The 23,252-nt window shown below is 44.0% G+C and carries 24 protein-coding genes; 5 read left to right on the forward strand and 19 right to left on the reverse strand.

The annotated features are described in order from the left end of the window. Positions 1-11: 11 nt before the first annotated feature. From bshC to KCTCHS21_RS20060, 4 genes are all read right to left on the reverse strand, one after another. Positions 12-1,655 (reverse strand): bacillithiol biosynthesis cysteine-adding enzyme BshC, encoded by a 1,644-nt coding sequence (gene bshC / locus KCTCHS21_RS20045; protein WP_157994083.1) that lies wholly within the window; start codon positions 1,653-1,655, stop codon positions 12-14. A gap of 220 nt (positions 1,656-1,875) precedes the next feature. Then, positions 1,876-2,265: a DUF3397 domain-containing protein gene (locus tag KCTCHS21_RS20050; RefSeq protein WP_130612428.1), complete on the reverse strand. Its 390-nt coding sequence runs from the start codon at positions 2,263-2,265 to the stop codon at positions 1,876-1,878. A gap of 22 nt (positions 2,266-2,287) precedes the next feature. Continuing rightward, positions 2,288-3,211: a ketopantoate reductase family protein gene (locus KCTCHS21_RS20055; protein WP_130612431.1), complete on the reverse strand. Its 924-nt coding sequence runs from the start codon at positions 3,209-3,211 to the stop codon at positions 2,288-2,290. A 94-nt stretch (positions 3,212-3,305) separates the two neighbouring features. Continuing rightward, positions 3,306-3,950, reverse strand: coding sequence for an RsfA family transcriptional regulator (locus KCTCHS21_RS20060; RefSeq protein WP_130612434.1), 645 nt, complete (start codon positions 3,948-3,950; stop codon positions 3,306-3,308). A 300-nt stretch (positions 3,951-4,250) separates the two neighbouring features. Between KCTCHS21_RS20060 and KCTCHS21_RS20065 the strand changes: the two genes are divergently transcribed. Continuing rightward, on the forward strand, positions 4,251-4,487 hold the full coding sequence (locus tag KCTCHS21_RS20065) for a DUF2626 family protein (protein ID WP_130612437.1): 237 nt from the start codon (positions 4,251-4,253) through the stop codon (positions 4,485-4,487). Positions 4,488-4,585: 98 nt separating this feature from the next. Here the strand turns inward: KCTCHS21_RS20065 and KCTCHS21_RS20070 are convergent, their stop codons facing one another. Continuing rightward, positions 4,586-5,761: a class I SAM-dependent methyltransferase gene (locus tag KCTCHS21_RS20070; RefSeq protein WP_130612440.1), complete on the reverse strand. Its 1,176-nt coding sequence runs from the start codon at positions 5,759-5,761 to the stop codon at positions 4,586-4,588. Between the two features lie 106 nt (positions 5,762-5,867). On the opposite strand from KCTCHS21_RS20070, the gene KCTCHS21_RS20075 reads away from it, so the two are divergent. Further along, complete coding sequence (locus KCTCHS21_RS20075) at positions 5,868-6,950, forward strand: coiled-coil domain-containing protein (RefSeq protein WP_130612444.1); 1,083 nt, start codon at positions 5,868-5,870, stop codon at positions 6,948-6,950. Here KCTCHS21_RS20075 and KCTCHS21_RS20080 read toward each other — a convergent pair. Next, positions 6,947-8,248, reverse strand: coding sequence for an extracellular solute-binding protein (locus KCTCHS21_RS20080; protein ID WP_130612447.1), 1,302 nt, complete (start codon positions 8,246-8,248; stop codon positions 6,947-6,949). The two genes, KCTCHS21_RS20075 and KCTCHS21_RS20080, sit on opposite strands and share 4 nt — an antisense overlap. Before the next feature lie 262 nt (positions 8,249-8,510). Next, positions 8,511-9,842 (reverse strand): PhoH family protein, encoded by a 1,332-nt coding sequence (locus KCTCHS21_RS20085; protein ID WP_130612450.1) that lies wholly within the window; start codon positions 9,840-9,842, stop codon positions 8,511-8,513. A 194-nt stretch (positions 9,843-10,036) separates the two neighbouring features. Here KCTCHS21_RS20085 and KCTCHS21_RS20090 point away from each other — a divergent pair, with 194 nt between their 5' ends. Then, positions 10,037-10,594 (forward strand): YhcN/YlaJ family sporulation lipoprotein, encoded by a 558-nt coding sequence (locus KCTCHS21_RS20090; RefSeq protein ID WP_232057894.1) that lies wholly within the window; start codon positions 10,037-10,039, stop codon positions 10,592-10,594. 61 nt (positions 10,595-10,655) lie between these two features. On the opposite strand, the gene KCTCHS21_RS20095 is transcribed toward KCTCHS21_RS20090, so the two are convergent. From KCTCHS21_RS20095 to KCTCHS21_RS20125, 7 genes are all read right to left on the reverse strand, one after another. Beyond that, positions 10,656-10,841 (reverse strand): PNPOx family protein, encoded by a 186-nt coding sequence (locus tag KCTCHS21_RS20095; protein ID WP_130612453.1) that lies wholly within the window; start codon positions 10,839-10,841, stop codon positions 10,656-10,658. Positions 10,842-10,918: 77 nt separating this feature from the next. Further along, positions 10,919-12,016: an LCP family protein gene (locus KCTCHS21_RS20100; RefSeq protein WP_130612456.1), complete on the reverse strand. Its 1,098-nt coding sequence runs from the start codon at positions 12,014-12,016 to the stop codon at positions 10,919-10,921. Next, on the reverse strand, positions 12,013-12,318 hold the full coding sequence (locus tag KCTCHS21_RS20105) for a hypothetical protein (protein ID WP_130612459.1): 306 nt from the start codon (positions 12,316-12,318) through the stop codon (positions 12,013-12,015). Before KCTCHS21_RS20105 ends, KCTCHS21_RS20100 begins: the two co-directional genes overlap by 4 nt. A gap of 65 nt (positions 12,319-12,383) precedes the next feature. Then, positions 12,384-12,701 carry a YlaH-like family protein gene (locus KCTCHS21_RS20110; protein ID WP_130612462.1) on the reverse strand — a complete coding sequence of 106 codons (318 nt, stop codon included), beginning with the start codon at positions 12,699-12,701 and terminating at the stop codon, positions 12,384-12,386. Between the two features lie 106 nt (positions 12,702-12,807). Then, the gene (typA, locus tag KCTCHS21_RS20115; protein WP_130612465.1) at positions 12,808-14,649 is read right to left on the reverse strand and encodes a translational GTPase TypA; all 1,842 of its coding nucleotides are present in this window, start codon (positions 14,647-14,649) and stop codon (positions 12,808-12,810) included. 203 nt (positions 14,650-14,852) lie between these two features. Then, entirely contained in the window at positions 14,853-15,335 is a 483-nt protein-coding gene (locus KCTCHS21_RS20120; protein WP_130612468.1) for a hypothetical protein, read from the reverse strand. 162 nt (positions 15,336-15,497) lie between these two features. Next, positions 15,498-16,160 (reverse strand): TerC family protein, encoded by a 663-nt coding sequence (locus KCTCHS21_RS20125; protein ID WP_232057895.1) that lies wholly within the window; start codon positions 16,158-16,160, stop codon positions 15,498-15,500. 124 nt (positions 16,161-16,284) lie between these two features. Between KCTCHS21_RS20125 and KCTCHS21_RS20130 the strand changes: the two genes are divergently transcribed. Then, positions 16,285-17,016 carry a TerC family protein gene (locus KCTCHS21_RS20130; protein WP_232057896.1) on the forward strand — a complete coding sequence of 244 codons (732 nt, stop codon included), beginning with the start codon at positions 16,285-16,287 and terminating at the stop codon, positions 17,014-17,016. A gap of 61 nt (positions 17,017-17,077) precedes the next feature. Here KCTCHS21_RS20130 and thiI read toward each other — a convergent pair whose 3' ends face one another. The 5 genes from thiI to KCTCHS21_RS20155 all read right to left on the reverse strand — a co-directional run bounded on the left by thiI (position 17,078) and on the right by KCTCHS21_RS20155 (position 21,169). After that, positions 17,078-18,298, reverse strand: a complete 1,221-nt coding sequence (thiI, locus tag KCTCHS21_RS20135) for a tRNA uracil 4-sulfurtransferase ThiI (protein WP_130612471.1) — start codon at positions 18,296-18,298, stop codon at positions 17,078-17,080. Further along, on the reverse strand, positions 18,299-19,477 hold the full coding sequence (locus tag KCTCHS21_RS20140; protein ID WP_130612474.1) for a cysteine desulfurase family protein: 1,179 nt from the start codon (positions 19,475-19,477) through the stop codon (positions 18,299-18,301). It abuts the gene before it with no gap. Between the two features lie 118 nt (positions 19,478-19,595). Continuing rightward, positions 19,596-20,273, reverse strand: coding sequence for a lytic transglycosylase domain-containing protein (locus KCTCHS21_RS31960; protein ID WP_269472721.1), 678 nt, complete (start codon positions 20,271-20,273; stop codon positions 19,596-19,598). A gap of 103 nt (positions 20,274-20,376) precedes the next feature. After that, positions 20,377-20,589, reverse strand: coding sequence for a DUF1540 domain-containing protein (locus tag KCTCHS21_RS20150; RefSeq protein ID WP_130612477.1), 213 nt, complete (start codon positions 20,587-20,589; stop codon positions 20,377-20,379). A gap of 79 nt (positions 20,590-20,668) precedes the next feature. Next, positions 20,669-21,169, reverse strand: coding sequence for a YpuI family protein (locus tag KCTCHS21_RS20155; RefSeq protein ID WP_130612480.1), 501 nt, complete (start codon positions 21,167-21,169; stop codon positions 20,669-20,671). 210 nt (positions 21,170-21,379) lie between these two features. Here KCTCHS21_RS20155 and KCTCHS21_RS20160 point away from each other — a divergent pair, with 210 nt between their 5' ends. Next, the gene (locus KCTCHS21_RS20160) at positions 21,380-23,239 is read left to right on the forward strand and encodes a S8 family peptidase (protein ID WP_232057897.1); all 1,860 of its coding nucleotides are present in this window, start codon (positions 21,380-21,382) and stop codon (positions 23,237-23,239) included. Positions 23,240-23,252 lie beyond the last annotated feature (13 nt).

Consider the following 23,252-nt stretch of genomic DNA (forward strand, 5'->3'; position numbering starts at 1 on the left):
CAAGTTGTTTTCTAACCGTTAGTCTTGCCTTCTACCAATCGTTGCCCGCCAGTTATCTCGTAGGGCACTTCCATCCAACGTGTGAGCCATTCCGTACCGAAACGATTCCAGAAATGTACGGTTCCATATACTCTCTCTTGGGGTTTATCCAATGGCTTGAGAGACTGATGGATGCGATCCCATTGACGAACTGATGCCTCGTGCTGCTTGGCAATCGCATCTACTGAGCGTGACTCTAAATAAGCCATTTGCTCCAATATTTTGTCTCGGTTTTTCTCAGCCAAAGTCGCCAGACCGGACTGAAGAGATGACACTGTAGCCATGATTGGCTCATATAAATCTATGAATTGCTGCTTAACGAGCTGGAATTTCAAATCTAAATTCCATTCATCCTGCTTACCTAGCCACTCTGATTTTCTATTCTCCCAGTCGCTCATTGCTTCTTCTGCAGTTAGTGAGAATTTATCTAGGAGCTTCGTAACGTTATCTTCTAAATAAGTAAAGGATTGACGAGGCACTAACAGCGGCATAGACATGCCGAACTCTTGAAACGCAGGATTAAGAATCGCCCAATAAGCCAACTCAGAAGGACCCAGAACGACTGCTAACACAGGGAGTAGAAAATCCTGCATAAGAGGACGTGATAGCGCATTTGTACTCAACCGATCAGGACAATGGTCGGTGTGCTCCAGCATTTGATCGAGAGTGAAGGAAACATTGCCCCTACGATCGATAAAGCGATCGCCTTCTCTATGCAGCAGCAGCCTACCCCGATCATGGTTAAGAAACAGGTTAGCCCCGCCTGTAGCCGTCTCTGCCTGCAGCTCGAAGCCACGGCTCTGAACCTGACTCTCGCCAGCTTTCAGTGCAGTCTCTAGCTCAGAGTTCCTTACAATAAGCTCACGGAACATCGGCCCTTCTAGTGTACGCAGGTTGGAATCATCTGCATCTAGCAGAACCAATCCCTGACTGCCGAACCAATCTGCCAGCAAACGTGCGAACGCCAAGCTTAAAGAAGGGGCATCCGTAACGTGGCTTTGTAGACGTTCCAGCAAGGCAGGCTTGAATTCGGTATCCGGTAATTGGGCGGCTAGCTCCTGCAAGGCCGTTTCCCAATGCTGCATCGTCAATGAAGTCCTGCTAACAGCAAGCCGAGGTCCTTCCGGACGTTCAATCCGAATTCGTCGAACCCCGCCCTCAGAGGTTTGTATATTTACATGATTCGCTTCATCGAAATCATGATCCTCACCTGCAATCCAGAATACAGGCACGACGGGTCTTCCTAATCTTTTTTCCGCTTCACGAGCGGTTTGCACAACCGATAGTGCCTTGTAAAAAATGAGCAAAGCACCGCCGAACAGGCCGGCTTGCTGGCCCCCGACGACGACTAGACAATTCGCTTGATCTAGCTTATCTAGAGATTTAGCCGATTCGGCGTAATAAGGAAGCTTTTCTTGGTAAGCTCTTAATGCTTTTGTTACCTGCTGCAAATCTGCGCGCGACGAAATTGTTTCGTCTAGGTTTGCAGCTCTTTCCACCCAATCGTCATCTTGGGAAGGATGTTTACCAAATAATTCGTTGACGTCAGAGTCACCTAATCTGTAACGCTCCGCTATGGAGGTACGATTGGGCTCTGTGAGAAATGAGATGTTCAAAGGGAGAATTCCCCCCGATCTGTCGTTGTGTTATCAATTTGATTGTACACAACAGCAGATAGCTCGTCAAAAGTTTTACATCCAAAAATGATTACTTATTGGTATAGATTTAAAATAATAATAAAGGGTTAGAGGAATAGAGGGAGATTTTGCATCGTATTTGCTCAAGTATACGTCCATGGTCTTCGCAATGCTTGGGCTATCGGTCACATAAAAGGAACTAGCCGGAAGGAAAGAACAGCTCCAGCAGCGTAAGTGGAATATAGAGAAAGGCTAAACCGAAAAAAGATATTCTCCATATGGCCCTAGTCACCTTGTTTATATCCACTTTCCCATTCATGCGGTTCTGCGCGTTTCCAATCAAGCCTGCACCTATTAGCATCAATAAGAAAATGAAGAAAAGCCCAAATCCTGTATTCAGGCGCAAATTAATTAACATTGCAATGTATCCTATCAAAAATACATTTGTTACATCCATCGCAAGACGAATAGCACGCTTCCTATCTCCCCGACGATAATAAGATACGAAGTAGACAAGAAGGAACGGAATAAAAGGAATGGTGGCCAGATACGCATACGACTGTGCTAGCGATTTCCATATGGGGCCCATCGTTTATACCCCTTCCCTAAAATTAATTGATGGCTTTGATAAGGGCTGTAACCGCTTCATTCCAAGGCGCTTGCTTGCCTTGTTGGGTTGCTATCCTACAAATCGCGCCGTTAATATATTCAATCTCAGTTTCTTTATGTAGGACAACGTCTTGCAGCATGGAGGATTCATTATGACTGGTTGCAGAGCACACATTCAATACTGTATCCCATAGTTCAGCTTCAGATTGCTTGCCCAAGCCATAGTCTCTTAATATGTCCAACGTTTCATCGAACAAAGCCTTCATTAGCTCTAAGCGAGCAGCTGATTTGGTTAGCTCGCCGTTGCGAATACGCATGATTGCAGTAAGCGGATTAATAATGGCGTTGATTAACAGCTTCCGCAAAATAGCTTCTCCCAACTCTTTCGACAAAAAAGCGGAAAATCCTGCCTGTTTCAATGATTGTTCAAGGAATGATAATAGATGTGGATCAATATCACTATTATCACTTAAACGAGTTTCACCGTGCCCAGTATGGCGCACAGTCGTCGCGTCTAGTCGATGTGCTCCTTCTGTTGTAACGGCTACAATCAATCTTCTTCCAGGCAAAGCCTGCTCCAGCAGCTCCACATGTCCCACTCCATTCTGGAAAAGAACAAGCGCTCCACCTACCGGAATGATAGAGGCTAGCTTTGTAAGTAGCTCCGAAGTAAGTGCTGTTTGCTTAACAGCGAGGAGGACAACTCTATTGTCCGAAGAAGTTACCTCTTCTAGCGAACAAGCATGAATTGTAACGCTGTTTAACGAATTTCCAGTATGATCCTCTATCGTAATTCCAACACTATTCACAAGGGCTGCCTGGCTATCAGTTCGCGTCCACAGAACACAGCTGCATCCGGAAGCTTTGAGCTTGCCGGCGAGCAGCAGTCCTAAAGATCCTCCGCCCAATACTGCAATTGTAGTCATCTTAAAAATCCTCTTCTCGCTTTTTCTATTACCATACCAAAGCAAAACCCGCGAGGATAGTCCCCCGCGGGCTTTGCTTACTACTTAAGCCAAGCTATTCAATACGTTCAAGATTCCCATTAGCATCCATCTTAAATCTCGCACGATCCTCGTCTACTTCCTCAGATAGGAAAGCTAGCCGACGTGCACGATCCATAATGCGAATAAGCGCCTTGTAATCGTCGTTCACAACTCGATAATCCGTTTGCACTTCATTAACCTCTTTAGATAAGCGTTCATTTAATTCACGGAATTCACTCAACCGATCATCTTTATCTTTTAATTCCTTTTCTAGGTGACGGATTTGTCGGCTCATTTCCTGTACAGTGCCTTTCCATTGGCGCAAATAGCGAATAATCGCTTCCAAAGACATGGATTCCGCAGATAATAGCTCCGCTTTCACACCGTCTCCTTCTTCGACTACTAGACGATCCGCTGCAGAGATCGTGGAAATACCTTGTTTTTTAAGATAATTCCTTTTTTGGCGTTGTTGCTTTGCCATTCCGATAGCGTCGTCGTATTTTTTGCGAACACAACTATTCCATCGAAAACCGCAAGCTGCAGAAGTACGGGCAATTCGTTGCCCCACTTCCTCAAATGCGGACAATTGGGTACTGCCTTCACGGATGTGGCGTAGGGTAACCTCAGCCAATATCAAATCATCATCCGGACTCCATGCGTCTTGTCTGACAGCCGTCATGGGTGCCTTTCCTCCTTAGGTATCACGTATATTTTGTTGCTTTCTTCATTTCTATGCCCGTAGTAGAATTCATAGAATCTATCGGATACTTCTATTTATATCCATTTTCCGTTTCACTATACCTTTATGTACCAAATCAGTGTGCCTAAAAGCCGAATACATAGTTAGTTGCAGGGTGGGAATATTATAAAAACATTAAAAGTTTGCCGTTTCGTCACGACTTGTTTGTTTACACCCTTTTGTTCAAACGGTATAATATGCTTTAGAAATCGTCTTATGTGTATGAGAGGGGAATTTAACATGGCACGTATGTTTAGGGTGCTCGGCTTCTGGACACTGGTAATTGCCCTAATGGCGTTTGCAGGCGACATGTACGAATTTGCATTGTTGTTCTTTATGCAAACCGCTGTTTTCTTCTTGCTTGGGTATTTGAATTTTACTGAAAAAACGTATCTCTTGATGTTCTGGGGATATATGGTGCTGGCATTCCTTGGATTCACTTATTGGTCCGTGTTCGAAATGGGCATACCGGTATAGGGATAGGATTGTGGTCACTACGTACATAACCAAATGAATTAAAAAGCAAGCAAAGAGGCTATCCCATGTCGATTAAAGACTTGGTGACAGCCTCTTTTTTATTGCTTAATTAATATTTGTACTTTAAACAGCTCACTCATCCCATCCGAGAGCAGAAGCTGACGTATCGCTCGATTCCGCCGAGCAATAGGATGAAATGGGTCCGAAATGGTGTGTGAGCTAAGCTTATCCAATATTCCAGACTTCACAAGAAAATTTTTCTGATTAACATATTCTATCTCTTTCCAGCCACTCTTCTGAGCGGTTTGACGGATATGGCTGAAGTTGACATGGGAAGTCAAGTCCTGCTCCCCAGGCACTAAGTAAGGGTCACTATGCGCTCGATGCTTATAATAACAGAGCAATGTACCCTCCATCCGATGCGGAGATATTAATTCCTCTGTTTCATCACCATAATCAATAAGCACCATCATAGCTCGATCCAATCGACCTGTGAGGTTATTAATCCAATTCATTGCATCCAAATTCACTTCAACCGTTTGATTGTTAGACAATAAGTGCCCTTCTTCTTGAATCCAATTGTTCAATTGAGCACTTATAGGCTCCAGCAAGCAGGAAACCAAACCTTTTCCTTCCTCCCAAGTGACCCCCCATTCCAATATGAGCTCGCCCCTCCTAACAAGCCGATGCGTTGGAAATGCATCTAATAGCTCATTAGCTACAATAATTGCGGGTTGCTCACATTGAAGTAGATCTTCCGCCTCCTCAGTCGTTACTACACGTGCTTTTCCCGTCTGTATATATTCATCTAATTCCTCAATTGCCAATCTTCGATGCTCAGGATTTCCTTCAACAAGGGCTAACGTAAACCCCTTTTCTTGATCCTGCATTTTCCCATCCCTGTCACTCGCCAAATACCACACATCCATCATTTGCCGAGCCAAACGCCCAGTACCTCCACCCCATTCAAAAACTGCTATACGTTCATCATTAGGAAAATAGTATCCAGCAAGCCTTACTAGCTCTTCTCCAAGCTGCTCGCCCATCATTTCACCGACATAAGAGCTAGTATAGAAGTCACCTTCACGACCAACTCGAGAAAATCCTGCACGGTAATAACCAAATTCGGGATGATAGAGACAAAGCGTCATATACTGATGAAAGGGAATAGCGGGCAAGTCCCTACCATCGTCTAGTCGTCCGGTCTCGAGACTGGCTAGAATCTTATTTCTTATGATGGCGGTTAAAGGCGATTCTGTTAAATCAGCTTTCAATACGTCCCACACCTTCCCCGCGCTCGTTTGTCATATTATAATAGCATAGGGTCAATTGACCATGCCTTCCATGATTGCACTGCATTACCGAAAGGAGGGACCTCCTATGCGTCGCCTGATAACGGCTATGCTGGTGGCTTCCATATTGCTACTAACACTCTCTCGGACAGTAGCTATATTGCCTGTATACGCAGAACCTTTGCCTGAAGAAACAAGAAAATTATTAGAAAAGAGCTTGTCTGTAGTAGAGCTAGACAGAGAAATTGAGCGTATTTCTGGACTTAAAGGAAAAACCCAAAATCATATTGAGAAAAGCGAGAAACAGCTTGCTGAGCAAGAAATAGCCATTGCTGTTCAGAGAGAAAAAGCAGGTCGCGTGCTGCGCTCCTATTATATGGGCTATAAGGATTTCTGGCTATCCTCTCTCTTGTCCGCAAGCTCCCTTCCTAATCTTATTCGCGTCTGGGAGACGATGGATATGATTCTAGAGGCTGATCATAGCACGATGGGAGATTATGCCGAAAATTATAAAATACTAAAAAAGGGCTATGAACAATTAAAGCATGAAAAAAATGATCTCTCAGCCGTAGAGCTAGATCTCATCGCCCAACGGGAGCGCATTCTTACTTTGCAAAAAGAGTTAGATCAAGCACTTGCAACAAGCGATGACGAGAAAATGCTGCAACGTCTTATGGATGAGCTACAAGCCTATTGGAAAAACGTCGGTTTATATGAGGTTAAACAGCATTTCCGGGCACTGGCAAATGCCATGAAAAACCTGCCTGATTTCGTCAAGAAAACGCCTGGCATCATTCAATCTAATGGATTAAAAACAAAGCTTACAATAACGGACAGTCAACTAAACGAGTTTTTACGAGGAGAGGACAGCCGCTTTAATGATTTTGCTTTCAAATTCGACAATGGTCTCTTAACGATGGAAGGCAACAATGGAAATATTACGGTCAAAATTCAAGGAAGATATACGATAGAAAATGAGCCTGAAAATGCAATCCGTTTCCACGTGGACACTTTAATCTTTAATGGTTTGGCGTTACCAGACACAACAAGAGCAGATTTGGAGAGAGAGTATGACCTAGGCTTCTACCCGCAAAAGCTTATTAAATATGTGAAGGCTCAAAGCGTGGAAATGGAAGATGGCAAGCTCATTGTCCAGCTCAAGATTGGCTAGCTATGCCATTCTTCTTTCCAATTTTCTAATGTCAAATTTCCCTTTGCAAGCCTGCGCCACAGATTTCCCAATACATTAAGCTGATCAGCCATATCCGGTCCCATATAAAGCGGAGATTGGTTAGGAAAGGATTTACCTGCTCTTCCGGGCAGAAGGTTAGACAATTTACTGTCGCTATCGTAGATAGATCTGTAGACAGGAAGCTTTCTCTGCTTCTCCATATTATGTAGTTGGATCTGATCACTCGTCATCTCGGCAATCCATTTATAAGCCGCCTCCTCCTCCTTGGTATTCGCGGAAATAACAAAGCTATTTCCGCGTGGCCATACAAAGGGAAGCTTCCATGCTTGATGGTCGATCTCAATCTTTGCTTCATTGACAAGCCAAGGCTCAGCTTCCCAGGTAGCGGCTAAAGAATAGGGGACAATTGCAGCAAGTGTTGTGCCGTCATTTAATAATCTGGCAGCTTCTCCAGCATTGCTAGTGAAACTCACCCCAGCCCTTTGCTGTTCAATCAATGACAATGCCTGTTTAACGGCTATATTATCCAATGGACTGCTTTCATCGGACCACCACTCATCGCTTCTTTCACCTGTGGCGTTCTCTAGCCATGCAAGAAGCGCTAGTGGATCGTTAGGATCAATCGTTAGCCATGAGATTGCTCCTTCCTGCTCTGCGCTTCTAGCTGACAATGTAACCCATTGCTCGAGTGTCAGAGGAAGTGTAACATCTTCTCCGAGCCACTTGTGTAACACGTCTGTATTCCACGCGATTACGAATGGATCCATATCATGTGGAACACCCCACAAATAGTCGTTCCATTTAAGCGGTGCAAGTAACGCATCGAATTGCTCGGCCAAAGCTTTCCCTACGAATGCAGAATCAGCAGGAAGTAAATAGCCTGAAACAGCAAATTCCTTTACCCACTCGTTGGACAGGAGCATAACGTCAGCACTTTCCTCCATTTGAGAGGACTTCCTATATATCGAATAAGACTGCTCCGGATCAATTCTGAGCAAGTCTACAGTCATATCCTTATTATTAAGTAAAAATTGTTTGTTCTGATCAGCCAGCGCATTAAACTCCTGCTCCCCCAAAGCAACCCCGACGGTTATGTGCGAGATTTCTTCTGCGACTGCAGGTTCTTCGCTCGCAAAAGGCTCTCCCTTTGTTACGGGAGCAACGGGAGATTCAGGAGAAGGAGTATATTTAGGAGAAGGCGCATCTGCCCAAGGTGAAATTACCAAAGCAGTAATGCAAAGTAAAACGAACACCAAGGCCGATTTACGACGTGCCACATCGTCACCTTTTTCATTATTAACGTTATTATTTATGATAACAGGACAATGCGAGCCTGTCTCCCTTTTTTAGAAAGCGCTTTTATTGGCTTATAATACTAAAGACTTACTATTAGTAGAAATTCTAAACTACTGTACCTCAGATTCTAAAAGAAATTGCCGGAGCGGATAGGATACCGCCCCGGCTGCAAACTGAATATATGACGTCCCAGGAGGGATTCGAACCCCCGTCCAACACCTTAAAGCTTGGGGTTTGCTATATTTACAATCTCTCTGTTGCCAATTGCGCTAAGCGAGAGCGCTCACCCTTCTCCAAGGTGACATGCCCACTAATGCCCTCTGCCTTAAAGCGTTCTACCAAGTATGTGAGACCATTGCTCTGGGAGTCGAGGTACGGATGATCAATTTGCTCAGGATCTCCGAGCAGTACAATTTTGCTATTTTCCCCAACGCGAGAAACAATTGTTTTCACTTCATGCTTACTTAAATTTTGCGCCTCATCGATGATGATAAATTGACCGGGGATGGAACGGCCCCGAATGTAGGTTAGGGCTTCTACCTGTATGCTCCCCATGCCCATTAATATTTTATCAAGATCGCCAGACTTTTTCGTATCAAATAAAAATTCTAAATTATCATAAATGGGCTGCATCCATGGGCGCAGCTTTTCTTCCTTTTCCCCTGGTAAATAACCAATATCCTTGCCCATAGGGACGACAGGACGAGCGATAAGGAGTTTCTTGAACTTATGCTCATCTTCCACCTTCATCAAGCCCGCAGCAAGTGTAATGAGCGTCTTACCTGTTCCAGCACGTCCCGTTAATGTAACTAATGGAATATCATCATTGAGTAACAGCTCCAACGCCATTCGCTGCTGTGCGTTCCGTGCTGTTATGCCCCAGATCGGATCATTGCTCATATGCAGTGGCTCTAACCGTTGTCCATCGGAAGTAACCTTTAAGAGTGCAGACTTAGATGTTCCCATTTCATCCCGCAGTATAACGAATTCATTAGGGTTTAAGGTGGTCTTAATACCCAATTGATTGACAATAAGGAATCTTGTTGAATAAAAATCATCAATAATGGAAGGATGGACATGCAGCGTTAAATGTCCTGTATATTGGTCCGATACCGAAGCAGTCTGATCTGAAAGATAATCCTGAGCAATGATACCGAGTACGTCCGCCTTTACTCGAACAAGTACATCTTTACTTACGATGATGACGGGGCGTGGATCGCCACTCTCCTGTTCTTCTATATGATAATTCAGCGCCACTGCAAGTATTCTGTTGTCATTGGTCATATCGCCAAACATTTCCTGCACTTTCACGAAGCGGCGATGATTCATTTCCACCTTTAATAACCCACCATTAGGAAGCGTCACCCCATTATGCAGTTGACCTAATGCTCTCATACTATCCAGCTCTCGGGAAATATTACGTGCATTCCGCCCGATTTCATCGGCCAGTCGCTTCTTAGAGTCAATCTCTTCCAATACTACAGAGGGAATAATAACCTCATTGTCTTCAAAAGAAAACAAGGAGAGCGGATCATGCAAGAGCACATTCGTATCGAGTACGTAAATTTTTCGCATGTTTGTTCCCTCCACAATCGGACATTTTTTGAGTTTGGGCTAAAGTGTAATGTTTTTCCTTATAACCTTTTACATAGTGCATGGATGTCAGGGAACAATAATTTCATCGAACGCTTTCTCCTATGATAGCCAAGAGAAGTCAACTTTTTCTCGGCTAATGTGGGCATCCCTCCAAGCCAGGGTGGTGAACTTCATTGAAGCAATATAGAATTATCGCTTACGGAACCACATTGCTCTTATTGTTGACTTTAACAATGGGCTCCGCAGGCTGTAGTAAAAAGCACTCAGCACCAATGCCAACTGATAACCATCTCAAGACACAAGCAATACATGGTACCTCCAAAAAAATCGACAATCCGAAGAAGGTAGCTGCTCATCTAGAGATGCTGGCTCGTGGCGTTAATGGTGTCAAGGACGCCAACTGCGTCATATTCGGTAAGTATGCCATTGTAGGCATAGATGTCGATGAAAAAATGGAAAGATCTCGTGTCGGTACAATCAAATATTCGGTAGCAGAGGCTTTCCGTAAAGACCCTTACGGAATCGATGCCGTTGTCACTGCAGATATTGATCTTTCCCAAAGACTTCGGGAAATGAGAGCTGACATTAGACACGGCCGCCCACTTGCTGGATTTGCGGAAGAGCTTGCCGATATTGTAGGGCGAGTTATCCCCCAAATTCCTCGTAACATTATGCCACCGAGTACCCCCGAGAACACGGGAACTAGCTCTTTGAACAAACTCAAGAAGTAAAAAGGTGTAGCTTAATCAACAAGATTAGTGCTTCATAGGTGCCAAAAAGCCCAGTGAAAAATCACTGGGCTTTCTCATTGCCTTCGAACACTTGAGTATCCAAGCAGTCTACGGCTCTTATATTATTGGTTTTCTCATACTCAGGAAGCATGGACAGACGAGTGCCATAGTACATAGCAATTCTCACTTCTGTATTAAACTGCGAACGACTATCAATGTAAACAAGAGCGGTATTCGTTCCTGCCACCAGCAGCCCCCCTAAGTGGATTACTGGCTTTATTATATCATAAGGATCGAATTTGAGACAGTGTTAGAATACCCTTACTAAGAAGCAACCGGTGTGCTTTCCGGTGTAGTAACATGACGGCCTTCCGAGCTGAGCTCTTCTTTCAACGCTTGCTTAGCCTCTTCTAGCTTCTCTTTGTCTAAATAAACATAAGGACTCTTCCATGTGCCAGCCAAAGGAATAAAGCGAATATCTGAACGGTTAATACCAAAGTATGTTTTGATCATATTCTCAATTTGCACACTAGGGATATCAGTTCTCATATTGTTTCCAACAGCATTTAAGATTTCATCAATTTTCGTCACAGTACCGAAGGATTTCAAACGATCCGTAATGGCACCGAGCACTTGGCTTTGTCTTTCATTACGCTCAAAATCGCTTGATTCTGCTGTACCACGATTAGATTTACGATAGCGGACGAAACCAAGAGCTTGTTCACCATCAAGCTTTTGCTCACCCTTTTTAAGGTTGATGTCTGTATTATCTACCGTATCAACATATCGCATGTCCTTGTTAACGTAAACGTTAACTCCTCCGAGTGCATCAACAACATCTACGAAGCCATGAAAATCAATGACAGCTGTGTAGTTAATCGGGACCTCGAAAAACTTAGACAGCATCTCACGTGTTTCGTCACGCGCATAGCCTAGAATTTTATTCTTATCGTCCCCTAAGCTATCGTCTTTACGTGCTTTAGAATAGAAAGCAGCGTAATAGCCGTTCGCTTTGTGCTTCTTATAGCCATCCAGCTGAAAGTCGCTATCACGAGGAATAGAAATTACCGTCGCCGTTTTACTCTTAGGATTAAAAGCAGCAACCATCATAACATCGGTATTCATACTCCCTGTCTCAGATCGAGTATCCAGACCGAGAAGTACAAGGGCAATTGGCTTAACCTGTGCACGTTCTTCCTTCGGAATGACATTGCTCTTAGGATCCGGATCAGCTATTTTTTCTATATTTTCTTTACCAACGTTATATAAGTACCCTAAGTAAATGGCTAACGCTACAATAACTAAGCCAATAAAAATGAAAACAGCTCGTCCCCAACGAAATTTTTTACCCGGCTTCTTCGTTTTTTTAGGGGCTGTGCTGCGACGGGAATTTCTCCCCTCTAACGGTGTATCGTGACTCAAACGCTTTCCTCCTCGTCCTCAGTGTCGGAAACATGATAGGAGTGACCGAACATATCCCGATTTAATTGCTCAACGGCTTCTCGGTCAAACCATACAGTACGAGTGGATCCATCTGTCTTGCAATAAGTCACATGAACTTTCCCCGCATCCTCCGAAGTGACATCAAATGACGTCAGCTCGTGGTCATCCGACAAAATTTGCGCAAAAAAGAGAAGTGTCTCCCTTGCCGCCTCATCGTCAGGTCGGGCGGAGGAAACCCACTTCATCTGCAGCCAATAAAACAAAGCATCCATTAACGACATAACCGCTTCCCCCTCCAAGTAAAACAGCAATTAATTAGATGGGTACCAGTAAAAACAATACTAGCTTATTGAGAATCTGCTGAATTCACACGAGGTGAACCGTTCTTCTTATTATCGCGGTATGCTTTGCGTTTGTCGTAAAACTGTCTCATCCGAAGAAGAAGCATCATTCCTACCGCTACAGCCATGCACTGTATAATAGGTAATTTGTCGAGCTGGAGCAAGAGCAGAATGAAACAGCCAAGCGCCAGAACAACATGAACGAGTATTTCCTTGAGAATTGGAAGCTTACCTGTTCTGAATACGGCATTAAAAATATAAATCGTACAGGCGACGATGAGCAGATAGGAAATCACTATGTGATCATGGAACCACTGCTGCATAGAAAACACTCCTTCACGATATAACGTATGAGCAAACTACAAAGTTGCAAGTTAAGTATAAAGAAATTGGCCGTCCGAGGGACGGCTAATTTCTTTTGTTATTCGATTAAACTCCAGCTTCAGCTGTACGACGTTGCTTTTCCGAACGCTCGCGCTCACTTTTGTTCAGGAACTTTTTACGAAGGCGAATGCTCTTAGGAGTAATCTCACAAAGCTCGTCGTCGTTCAAATATTCCAAAGCTTCTTCCAGAGACATCAGGCGCGGAGACTTCAGCTTTACTGTTTCCTCTTTGTTAGCTGTACGAATGTTGTTCAAAGCTTTTTCTTTACAAATGTTAACGACAATATCATTATCGCGAGTATGCTCGCCTACAATCATACCTTCGTAAACATCAAGTCCCGGCTCCAAGAAAAGAATACCGCGATCTTCTACAGACATCATTCCATACATCGTTGTTTTACCGGATTCGCTCGCGATAAGCACGCCTTGATGACGTCCGCCAACCTGTCCACCGATCATTGGTCCATAGCTGTCGAACGCATGGTTCATAACGCCATAACCACGAGTCAATGTAAGGAAGTTCGTGCGGTAACCGATCAAGCCACGAGCAGGAATCAAGAACTCAAGACGAACTTGGCCTGTTCCATTGTTGATCATGTTAACCATTTCCGCTTTACGCGTTCCTAGGCTTTCCATGACCGCTCCCATGCTCTCTTCCGGCACGTCAATTAGCAAGCGCTCGATAGGCTCACTCTTCACACCGTCAACCATCTTAAGAATAACCTCAGGCTTAGATACTTGAATCTCGAAGCCTTCACGACGCATATTCTCAATCAGAATTCCTAGATGCAATTCACCACGACCACTAACAACAAACGCATCTGGGCTATCGGTTTCTTCTACACGCAAGCTCACATCTGTTTCGATTTCTTTGAACAGACGCTCACGTAGCTTACGGGATGTTACCCATTTACCTTCACGGCCTACAAACGGGCTATTATTAACTAGGAAAGTCATTTGCAGTGTAGGCTCATCAATAGCCAGTACTGGCAAAGCTTCCGGATTAGCTGGATCAGCAATCGTTTCACCGATATTGATTTCTCTTAGACCCGCAATAGCAACAATGTCACCAGCTGCAGCTTCTTCAACTTCTATCCGCTTCAGACCTTGGAATCCGAACAGCTTCTCAATACGTGCTTGCTTGATCTGGCCTTCACGGTTAATAACCGCAACGACTTGACCTTGGCTAATACGACCGCGATTAACACGACCGATCGCAATACGTCCCATATATTCATTATAATCAAGCAAAGTTACCAGGAATTGTAAAGGCTCATCCGGATTTTCCTTCGGAGACGGGATGTGCTCAAGAATCATCTCATACAAAGGCTCCATTGTCGTTTGCAGATCATCAGGGGTATTACCAGCAATACCATTCAAACCGGAAGCATATACTACCGGGAATTCTAGCTGCTCATCAGTAGCTTCAAGCTCGATGAACAATTCAAGCACTTCATCCACCACTTCAGCTGGACGAGCTGCGGGACGGTCAATTTTGTTCAAAACAACTACAGGAGTCAATCCTTGCTGTAGTGCTTTACGAAGTACGAATTTAGTTTGGGGCATACAGCCCTCGAAAGCATCAACAACCAGAAGAACACCGTCAACCATCTTCATAATCCGCTCAACTTCACCACCGAAGTCGGCATGTCCTGGTGTATCCACAATGTTAATCAAATTATCTTTATACTGTACTGCAGTGTTTTTCGCCAAAATAGTAATACCACGTTCCCGCTCCAAATCATTGGAGTCCATAGCACGATCTTGAAGCTGCTCGTTGTCACGGAAAGTTCCAGACTGACGTAGCAATTGGTCAACAAGGGTCGTCTTCCCGTGGTCAACGTGGGCAATAATAGCGATATTACGAATACGGTCTCTTGAATGCATAATTCCACTCCTCATTTATCTGTGAACCCTAATTATAGGGTTCTCTAAATCCACAAAACAAAACGTCGACACGAGGCCGACGTTAATTTGCATCACCGGTACGTTTGACATAGCGCTAGTACAACAACTCTCGCCAGTCTCCATCCCTTCTATTATACGCTACAATTAATCAAAAGCCAACTATAAGTTAAAAAATCACAGCACTACCACGTACGAGGCCGACGTAGAACGAGCCACACCCCAACACCGATGAGAGCAGCAGCCAATAAGTATATTCCCCATGTCCAAAGCAACGTCATAAAGAACGCGACAAGGGATAATACTGCAAGCCCGACAGCCGTTGTCCATAACTGCTTGGAGCGGCTATAGCCGAATACGTAAAATTCATAAAGTCCAACCGCAACTGCAAAAGGAAATAGCGGCCATAAGTATTTCATTAATCCCCATCCAAACCAATTACCGATTAACAGTAATACTGAAACGACCGTCAAGATTCCGGCTGGAATCAAAGCTGCTGAAGGCAGCATACGACCAAAATAGAGCACATGCAGCAACACGCCAGGAATTAAAATAAACAGCGGCCAAAACACAGCACCGATGTAAGCAAACACACCCAGCTTACCCAAAAGAATAATCAACCCCACAGCCACGATTCCAATTCCGACTGCGGCGGATTGTCTGTTCACGATGGATCCCCCACTTCATCCCATACTCTTAATGCCCATACCCTAATGGGTTGTGACATCTTTTTCTTTAGTTTAATGTAAGTTGAAGGAAAAAACTAGTTCGTGCATGCAAAATTTTACCTAAAGTTTAATAATGATTATTTTTTAATATTGAAATGAAAACTATGAACGACGTCGAAGGATGAGTGCTGCAACCAGAAGTAACATGACCATAATGATGGGAAATAACCTGTCGAATTCGGAAGGTAACATGTGAATGTATTTCTTTAATCCCGCATCTCCAAGCATCATCTCGGACGCCGTATAGCCTAGCAACCCGCCACCTAGGTAAAGTAAGCCAGGAAATCGATCTAGCACTCTGATAATAAAGGAGCTACCCCAAATAATAATCGGGATGCTCATTACAATTCCTATTATTAGCATAGCCGTATCTCCACCTGCGATTGCTGCAACTGCTAGCACATTGTCAAGACTCATCACGAAATCCGCTACCACAATGGTCCATACCGCTCCTGCAAGCGTAGATGCCGCCTTGTTATCATGGGACTTTTCCTTATTGTCTAACAATAGCTGCAAGGCAATAACGAACAGCAATATCGCTCCTGCGGTCTGAAGGAACGGGATATGTAGCAGTTTGATAGCACCTAATGTTAATACACATCTTAATACTATAGCGAAAATAGCCCCCCACCAGACTGCCCTTCTCCTTTGGTTCGGTGGCAGCCTACGTCCTGCCATTGCAATAACAATGGCATTATCACCACTTAAAAGTAAATTAATCATTATGATTTCCAGGAAGACAAGCAGAGTTTCCATCGTTCCCATACAAACACCCCCTCTTACCAGTTTTATGTACAAGCTGAAGAGGATATGAATGTAGGAACATTTTTGAATCTATTTTAAAAAGTTTACGTATTACCCTTTTATTAAAGCTTGTGGAGGGATTAACGTGGAATTGTTTGGCTGGGATTTACTGAGCATAGACTTCTGGTCTCTGTTGCTAACAATCGTATTTATTGATCTATTACTCGCTGGTGACAACGCTATTGTCATTGGTCTCGCGGCAAGAAATTTACCAAAGCATTTACAGAGAAGAGCTGTCGTTTGGGGAACTGCTGGGGCAGTCATCATTCGTATCGTTGCTACTATGCTCGTCGTCTCCCTTCTCAAAATCCCATTCCTGCTTGCAATTGGTGGCGTATTACTCATCTGGATTGCATACAAGCTGCTCGTCCAAGAGGACGCACATGGAGATATTAAAGCAGGCTCAACACTATGGGCTGCTATACGAACAATAGTCATAGCAGATGCAGCTATGGGGCTGGATAATGTAATTGCAGTAGCTGGTGCGGCTCATGGAGATTATTTTCTTGTCGTACTTGGACTTCTGATAAGCATTCCTATTGTTGTGTGGGGAAGCACCTTGTTCATCAAAATTATCGGGAAATATCCATGGATTATTTACTTGGGCTCCGGTGTTCTGGCATTTACTGCTGCCAAGATGATTACTCATGAAGGTGAGTTTAAGGGATTTTTCGATAGCAACCCTGAATTTACTTGGATATTCTTAGCCATTATGGTTGTGCTCGTTATTGTAGCCGGAGTTTGGACAAACGCTATCAGAGCACGCAAAATTCAGCGTAATAAACAGAAGCCTGTTCTTTCGACTAAGCATAAATAGTTAAGTACACAAAAAGCCATGAGCCGCATTAACCTGCGCTTCATGGCTTTTTATTTTATACTCAGAACCACTCGTCTTCCTTTTGTTCAGCTTTTTGCGAAATTCCTTCTTCTCTTAAAATTAATGTCTCAGTTTCCTGTACGGCTTTATCGACCAACTGATCCATCTCTTCCCCTAAATGAGCCTCTATCCGCTCAACTAGATCCAAATCCGGATTAATTGCCGGGTTTTTAGGCACGAACAAGGTACAGCAATCCTCGAAGGGCAGTATGGATGTCTCAAATGTGCCGATGGTTTCTGCATATTTAATAATATCTATCTTGTCCATCATTACTAGCGGGCGAAGCAAAGGCAGTGCTGCTGCACGGCCAATTACATTCATACTTCCAAGTGTCTGGCTTGCCACTTGTCCAAGGCTATCACCGGTTACAATAGCGAGCGCCCCTGTTTGCTCAGCAAGCTTTTCCGTTATTCTAAGCATATATCTTCTCATCAGCGTAATGATCAAGCTATCGTGACCCGTTTGAGTTAGCTTTGTTTGTACTTCCGTGAATGGAACGAGATGGATCTTTATTTTACCACTATAATAGGCCAATCTTTGCGCAAGTGTAATGACCTTTTCTTTGGCTTGCTCACTTGTGAACGGATAGCTATGAAAATGGACAGCCTCCAGAACAAGTCCCTTCCTCATCGCCATCCACCCGGCTACAGGGCTGTCAATCCCTCCGGAGAGCAGAAGCATCGCTTTCCCATTCATGCCCAGTGGGAAGCCTCCTGCAGCCTTCTCGACTTCACAGTACAAATAAGTATTTTCATGCTGAATATCAATCTTCAGCTCCACTTCAGGATTGCGTACGTTAACCTTCAGGTCAGGAGTATTCCGTAGAACATGAGAACCTACTAGATGATTCATTTCCACGGAATCATGCGGGAATTGCTTCCATGCGCGCTTCACCGATACTTTGAATGTCTTAGGGGCTGGTGTTAATCCACTTATAAGCTCAAGTGCACTGTCACGAATCGCATCTAGGCTCTGCTCTGCTTTTACTACAGGACTGAATGAAAGAACGCCGAATATATCCTTTACTCTGTCCCCAACAAGCCCGTAGCTTTCTCCATTGAGACGGATGTACAATCGACCAAGCGTTTTCTCATATGTAAGCGCTGGGAATGATTTTAAAGCCGTCTTAATTTGATAAGCAAGCAGACTTTCGAATCGATGTCTATTTTTCCCTTTGATCGTTATTTCTCCGAAACGTACCATAATGAGTTCGTATTCCATTTACTGCTTCCTCTCTAACGGCTTTAGCTTGGCTACAGCCATCTTAAGCCTTTCCCCTAATATTTCGATATCTTCCTTTGAATGCTCATCGCCAAAGCTAATACGAATGCTTCCAGATGCTCGATCTGCATCAAAGCCCATAGCCAGAAGTACCCGGCTTGGCTTCAGACTCTTGGAGGAGCAGGCTGATTGGGTAGACACCTGTATGCCATGCTTCTCGAGCATATGAACAATGACTTCTGGCTTCATCCCTGGATAGGACAAATTCACGATATGAGGTGCATAATCATTTTCATTAAATTGTTTATCTGAGGAGGAGAGTCCATTCAATACTAACTCAGGAATTCGACTAACGAGTTCAAGCAGCTGTCGTCTCATCTCGTACATTCGTTGCCTTCTGTTTTCCCTGCTCTCTATCGTCAATCTTAGTGCCTGTGACATAGCTACGATTCCGGGGACATTAAGCGTGCCTGATCGAATGCCCTGCTCTTGATCTCCACCGCTTTGCAGAGGAGCAAGCTCGACTCCCTCTTTAACAAGAAGGAACCCCATTCCTTTAGGTCCACCAAACTTATGCGCCGAGCCGGTATACAAATGTACGCCCGAGCCCGCCCAATCAAATGGCACCTTGCCTATCGCTTGAACCCCGTCCACATGAAATCTTACATGAGAATGCTTTGAGATTATCTTCCCAATCTCTTGAATGGGTTGAATGACACCCGTTTCATTGTTAACCTGCATAATACTAACGAGCACAGTGTCCTTCCGAATGGCTTGCGCCACATCATCTGGATTTACTCTGCCCAGATGATCGACTGGAAGTATTGTCACTTGGATTCCCATCGTTTCAAGCTGACGAACTGATTGATACACCGATGCGTGCTCAATTGCAGTCGTAATAATATGTTTGGATACCCTTGTTACTTTATATATCGAGCCTTTAATGGCCAAATTATTACTTTCTGTTCCACCCGAAGTAAAAACAATCTCCTTCGAGGAAGCCCCCATTCTTGCAGCGATGCTTGTGCGAGCCCTTTCCACTAGCTTCATCGCTTCAGCGCCGGCTTGATGTAAGGCGGATGCATTCGCATAATGAAGCTTCATCAGCTCGCTCATCGTATCAATAACCGTTGGCAGCATTGGGGTTGATGCACAATGATCATAATAATAAGTTTTCATTTCTAATTCCCCATTCTTCTATCTAAGGAATGTATTTAATCATTCCATAATAAAGGGACCAATAACGGGAGTCATGCTCCCGTCTTGATCCCCTTCATCCTTATGCTATCTTACTGATCTAAGCGCCCCAACGACTGGATGCATCCAGAACCTTACGAATATAATTCTGCGTTTCAGTTGGCAGCTTCTGTAGATTCAACGCAATATCCTGATCATTGGCGATACCAAGTCGATCCACACGCCCTGGTCCTGCGTTATAGGCAGCTAATGCTGTCGAAACATTACCTTCATATTTCCGCAATAAATAGGAGAGGAACCTTGTTCCTCCATCGATATTCTGGGCTGGATCGAACGAATCCGATACTCCAAGACCTCGCGCCGTATCATCCATTAATTGCATAAGTCCTTTGGCGCCTGCCGAAGAAACAGCATTGGGATTAAACGATGACTCCGATTGGACTACGCCTTTAATCAGAGCCGGATCGACACCATACTTGGCTCCTGCGGCGGAGATGAGATCATCGTAGGCCGAGGACGAACCGCTATCGCTGGTCAATGCTCCTCTCCAAGAAGCAGTTGGCACGGACAATCCAGAAACCTTCATGGAATTAGTTGTTTCTCCACTCGTTGATTCCTGCAATGAGCTTGTATTTAATTGGCTTAGTAATATATCAAAAAGTCCCGTTGAATCACTTGCCGATACGTTCGTCGCTTTGTTACTTAAAGGATTTAATTCCGTCATCCATTGCGTCAAAAGCATTTGCTTTAATAATCTTGGATCCGTCGTTACATTCACGTCGGTTATCTCCCGGTAGTCAAATTGTAAGCTTTCTTTATTGTACAATAACTACCGCAGTCCGACTAGTCCCGACAAGGAATTGTTCTTCCGTTCTTTAGACCTATTTATTGTCCTTAGGCTGGAAGGTCAAGCAGCAAGTAACTGATGAGGTTTTGGCAACATCTTGATGAGTGAAAAATTCATCGGAAAATTCCTCATTCCAATTGTTCTCAGCATGCGAATCCACTTCAATAGTTATTTCTTGGGCTCCACATTGATTTCCCTGATTCCAGAAGGAACAATTACTGACACTGCAAGCTACACCTTTCGGCAATCAAATCACCCCCCTGTCTATTGTGCACCCTGAATAGACAGGTATGCAGACAGAGGGGTGGAGTTTTTAGACATAATTGTTATTTGGACTGACTTTGCATCCGACGCTGAGTCAGATAATCACTTTCGTAATAAGACAAATCATCTCGCAGCTCCTCATAAAGACGAGAAATGCTAAGAATGATGTCTCTCGCTGGACGAATAGGCTTTATACGGAAGCGAATAGCATCTTGACCTGTATATGCGTATCGTCCATCCTCTGAATAACATTCATTTTTAGGATAAAAGAAGGCATTCACGCCATTATGATACACTTCATACAGTGCGCGTTCAGCGAGGTCATTGTCCAAGTTCGGACGGCGTAGGATCGCTCCTAGCTTCTCGTAAGCAACCTCGGAGAATACAAGCAAATGACGTAAATCGGACAGCAATCCGCTATAAAATGCTGAACTATCGGGATTGTCTGCTTGAACCAGTTGTTCAAGTGCGTGATTATTAAGAAATTGTTCAATCGGATCAATAGCTGCCTTTAATTTCTCACGACTGGATTCTGCGAGCGCTTTAATATTAATAGCTGGCATAAATTGTTCCCCTTTCCATTGTACAGAAGCATAACCTTATGGCATTTTATGGGTATCAAGATAAATAGTCCCGCTTTGACCCGCGAAACCTTCCTCATAGTAACATAAATCGGAATGAAACGGTACTGGCAAGTATATTTTTCTCATCTCGCCTCATCCTAATGACATAAGCTTCCCTTGTTATAGGGAATGAAAAAGGAGAGGTGTGCCTTGCGTCGGAATGTTTTGCTAGGAGCTTTATTTACCTTCGCTGTCGTTTTGTTTGCCATTCCTCTTCTGCCACCTAGTTTGAAAAATGTACATCATGCTCCACCTAAGGCACTTGAAGTACATCCGGCTAAGAAAGAAGCTATTTACAAGCAGCAAACCATACAACAGGATATGGCAGCTACAGAGCGATTAGCTAGATCACAGGTAACACGGGATATGAAACAGTTTTTGAACAATAAAGATTCTAACAAAGATGCTCTGCGGAAATTCAAGGAGCTGTTAAACATTCACCCAGAGCTTCTATGGGTAGAATGGGTCGACGGTCAGAAAAAAAATACTGTTGGTAAAATCAAAAATGAATTAAGCGGTATTTCTAAGCATTATCTTGCAGAAGCTCGCAAATCGGTTGTCCAAGGTAGCAGCTACTCCTCCCCTATTTTTACCTATGGTGGGAAAAGTTATTTCGTATTGTCGCAAGCACATACCTCTAAGCCTAAGCAAAGCATTGTAGCACTTGTGTCGACGGAAATCATTCAAGCCGTTGAACGGCACCAGAAGAGAAATCTTCGTATAATCCCTTACCCTCCTGAAGGGCGATATCGCATAGAATCTGTCACTCCAGGCTCAAATCAAGAAACAACTGTTCGAACTGGCGAAGATAACGGAAATGCTAGCCATTACTCTATTGATGAAATCGTTGTAAAATTCCGTCAGCCCTTGACCGCTAAGCAACTGCTGCAGCTTCGTAAAGAGCTTAATTTATCGGTTGTGCGCCACACAGGAAAAACTTATGTATTTCGTTCGACGAAGCATGAAACCAGTCATTTGAAAGCTTATTTCATCGACAAGTGGAACCCTGAATTTGTAGAACCTCACTACCTGTACATGACTAACGAATCGGAAGGAACATCAGCTACAGACAGTAAAATCATAGTGCCTAACGATACACTCTATTCTGAATATCAATGGAATTTGCCAGAAATAACTACAGAAACCGGATGGAATGTTACGAAGGGAAGTAAGGATGTTATCGTTGCTGTATTGGATACAGGAGTGCAAGCGGATCATCCTGATTTGAAGGGGCGACTCGTTAAAGGCGTAAACATTGTTGATCCCTCTAGTGCACCTGAGGATGATGTTGGTCATGGTACTCATGTTGCTGGAATAATTGCGGCCAATGTTAATAATAAGGAAGGTGTAGCAGGTATGACCTGGTTTACTAAAATAATGCCAGTTAAAGTACTCGACAGCTCTGGTGCTGGCTCCACCTATTCCGTCGCTCAAGGAATAATATGGGCTACTGATCATGGCGCAAATATTATTAATATGAGCTTGGGTAATTATGCTGAGGCCGAGTTTCTGCATGATGCTCTGAAATATGCTTATGAACACGGCGTTGTTTTAGTTGCGGCAAGCGGGAATGATAATACAGATCGCCCAGGTTATCCTGCCGCTTACCCTGAGGTTTTCGCCGTGTCAGCAACAGATCAGAACGAAATGCGAGCAGAGTATTCTAATTACGGCGATTACATTGATGTTGCTGCTCCAGGGTCTTCTATTCCTAGCACCTATCCCGGAAGCAGGTATGCCGCCCTATCTGGAACGTCCATGGCTTGCCCTCACGTATCAGCCCTTGCTTCACTCGTTAAAGCTGCCAACCCGAAGCTAAGCAATATCGAGATTATGGACTTACTTCGTCGCACCTCACGAGATTTGGGGAAAAGCGGTAAAGATAAAGATTTTGGTTACGGACAGATTGATGTTAGATCAGCATTGCTATCCGCTAACGGAATAAATACCTCTTTACAGCTGTACCCGCAGCAGGTTCGTCGAGAGCTAAGTCAGTTGAATAAAAAATAAAGTCTTAGACTGC

The sequence above is a fragment of the Cohnella abietis genome (assembly GCF_004295585.1).
In the GTDB taxonomy this organism is placed as follows: domain Bacteria; phylum Bacillota; class Bacilli; order Paenibacillales; family Paenibacillaceae; genus Cohnella; species Cohnella abietis.

Excerpts from the sequence above, each read along its gene's own strand:
- thiI (WP_130612471.1), bottom strand. The coding sequence starts at position 18,298 with ATGGAATACGAACTCATTATGGTACGTTTCGGAGAAATAACGATCAAA.
- KCTCHS21_RS20105 (WP_130612459.1), bottom strand. The coding sequence starts at position 12,318 with ATGTCGTTAATGGATGCTTTGTTTTATTGGCTGCAGATGAAGTGGGTT.
- KCTCHS21_RS20155 (WP_130612480.1), bottom strand. The coding sequence starts at position 21,169 with ATGCCAGCTATTAATATTAAAGCGCTCGCAGAATCCAGTCGTGAGAAA.
- KCTCHS21_RS20140 (WP_130612474.1), bottom strand. The coding sequence starts at position 19,477 with ATGAAAACTTATTATTATGATCATTGTGCATCAACCCCAATGCTGCCA.
- KCTCHS21_RS20085 (WP_130612450.1), bottom strand. The coding sequence starts at position 9,842 with ATGCGAAAAATTTACGTACTCGATACGAATGTGCTCTTGCATGATCCG.
- KCTCHS21_RS20075 (WP_130612444.1), top strand. The coding sequence starts at position 5,868 with ATGCGTCGCCTGATAACGGCTATGCTGGTGGCTTCCATATTGCTACTA.
- KCTCHS21_RS20055 (WP_130612431.1), bottom strand. The coding sequence starts at position 3,211 with ATGACTACAATTGCAGTATTGGGCGGAGGATCTTTAGGACTGCTGCTC.
- typA (WP_130612465.1), bottom strand. The coding sequence starts at position 14,649 with ATGCATTCAAGAGACCGTATTCGTAATATCGCTATTATTGCCCACGTT.
- KCTCHS21_RS20110 (WP_130612462.1), bottom strand. The coding sequence starts at position 12,701 with ATGCAGCAGTGGTTCCATGATCACATAGTGATTTCCTATCTGCTCATC.
- KCTCHS21_RS20125 (WP_232057895.1), bottom strand. The coding sequence starts at position 16,160 with ATGGGAACGATGGAAACTCTGCTTGTCTTCCTGGAAATCATAATGATT.
- KCTCHS21_RS20050 (WP_130612428.1), bottom strand. The coding sequence starts at position 2,265 with ATGGGCCCCATATGGAAATCGCTAGCACAGTCGTATGCGTATCTGGCC.
- KCTCHS21_RS20065 (WP_130612437.1), top strand. The coding sequence starts at position 4,251 with ATGGCACGTATGTTTAGGGTGCTCGGCTTCTGGACACTGGTAATTGCC.
- KCTCHS21_RS20060 (WP_130612434.1), bottom strand. The coding sequence starts at position 3,950 with ATGACGGCTGTCAGACAAGACGCATGGAGTCCGGATGATGATTTGATA.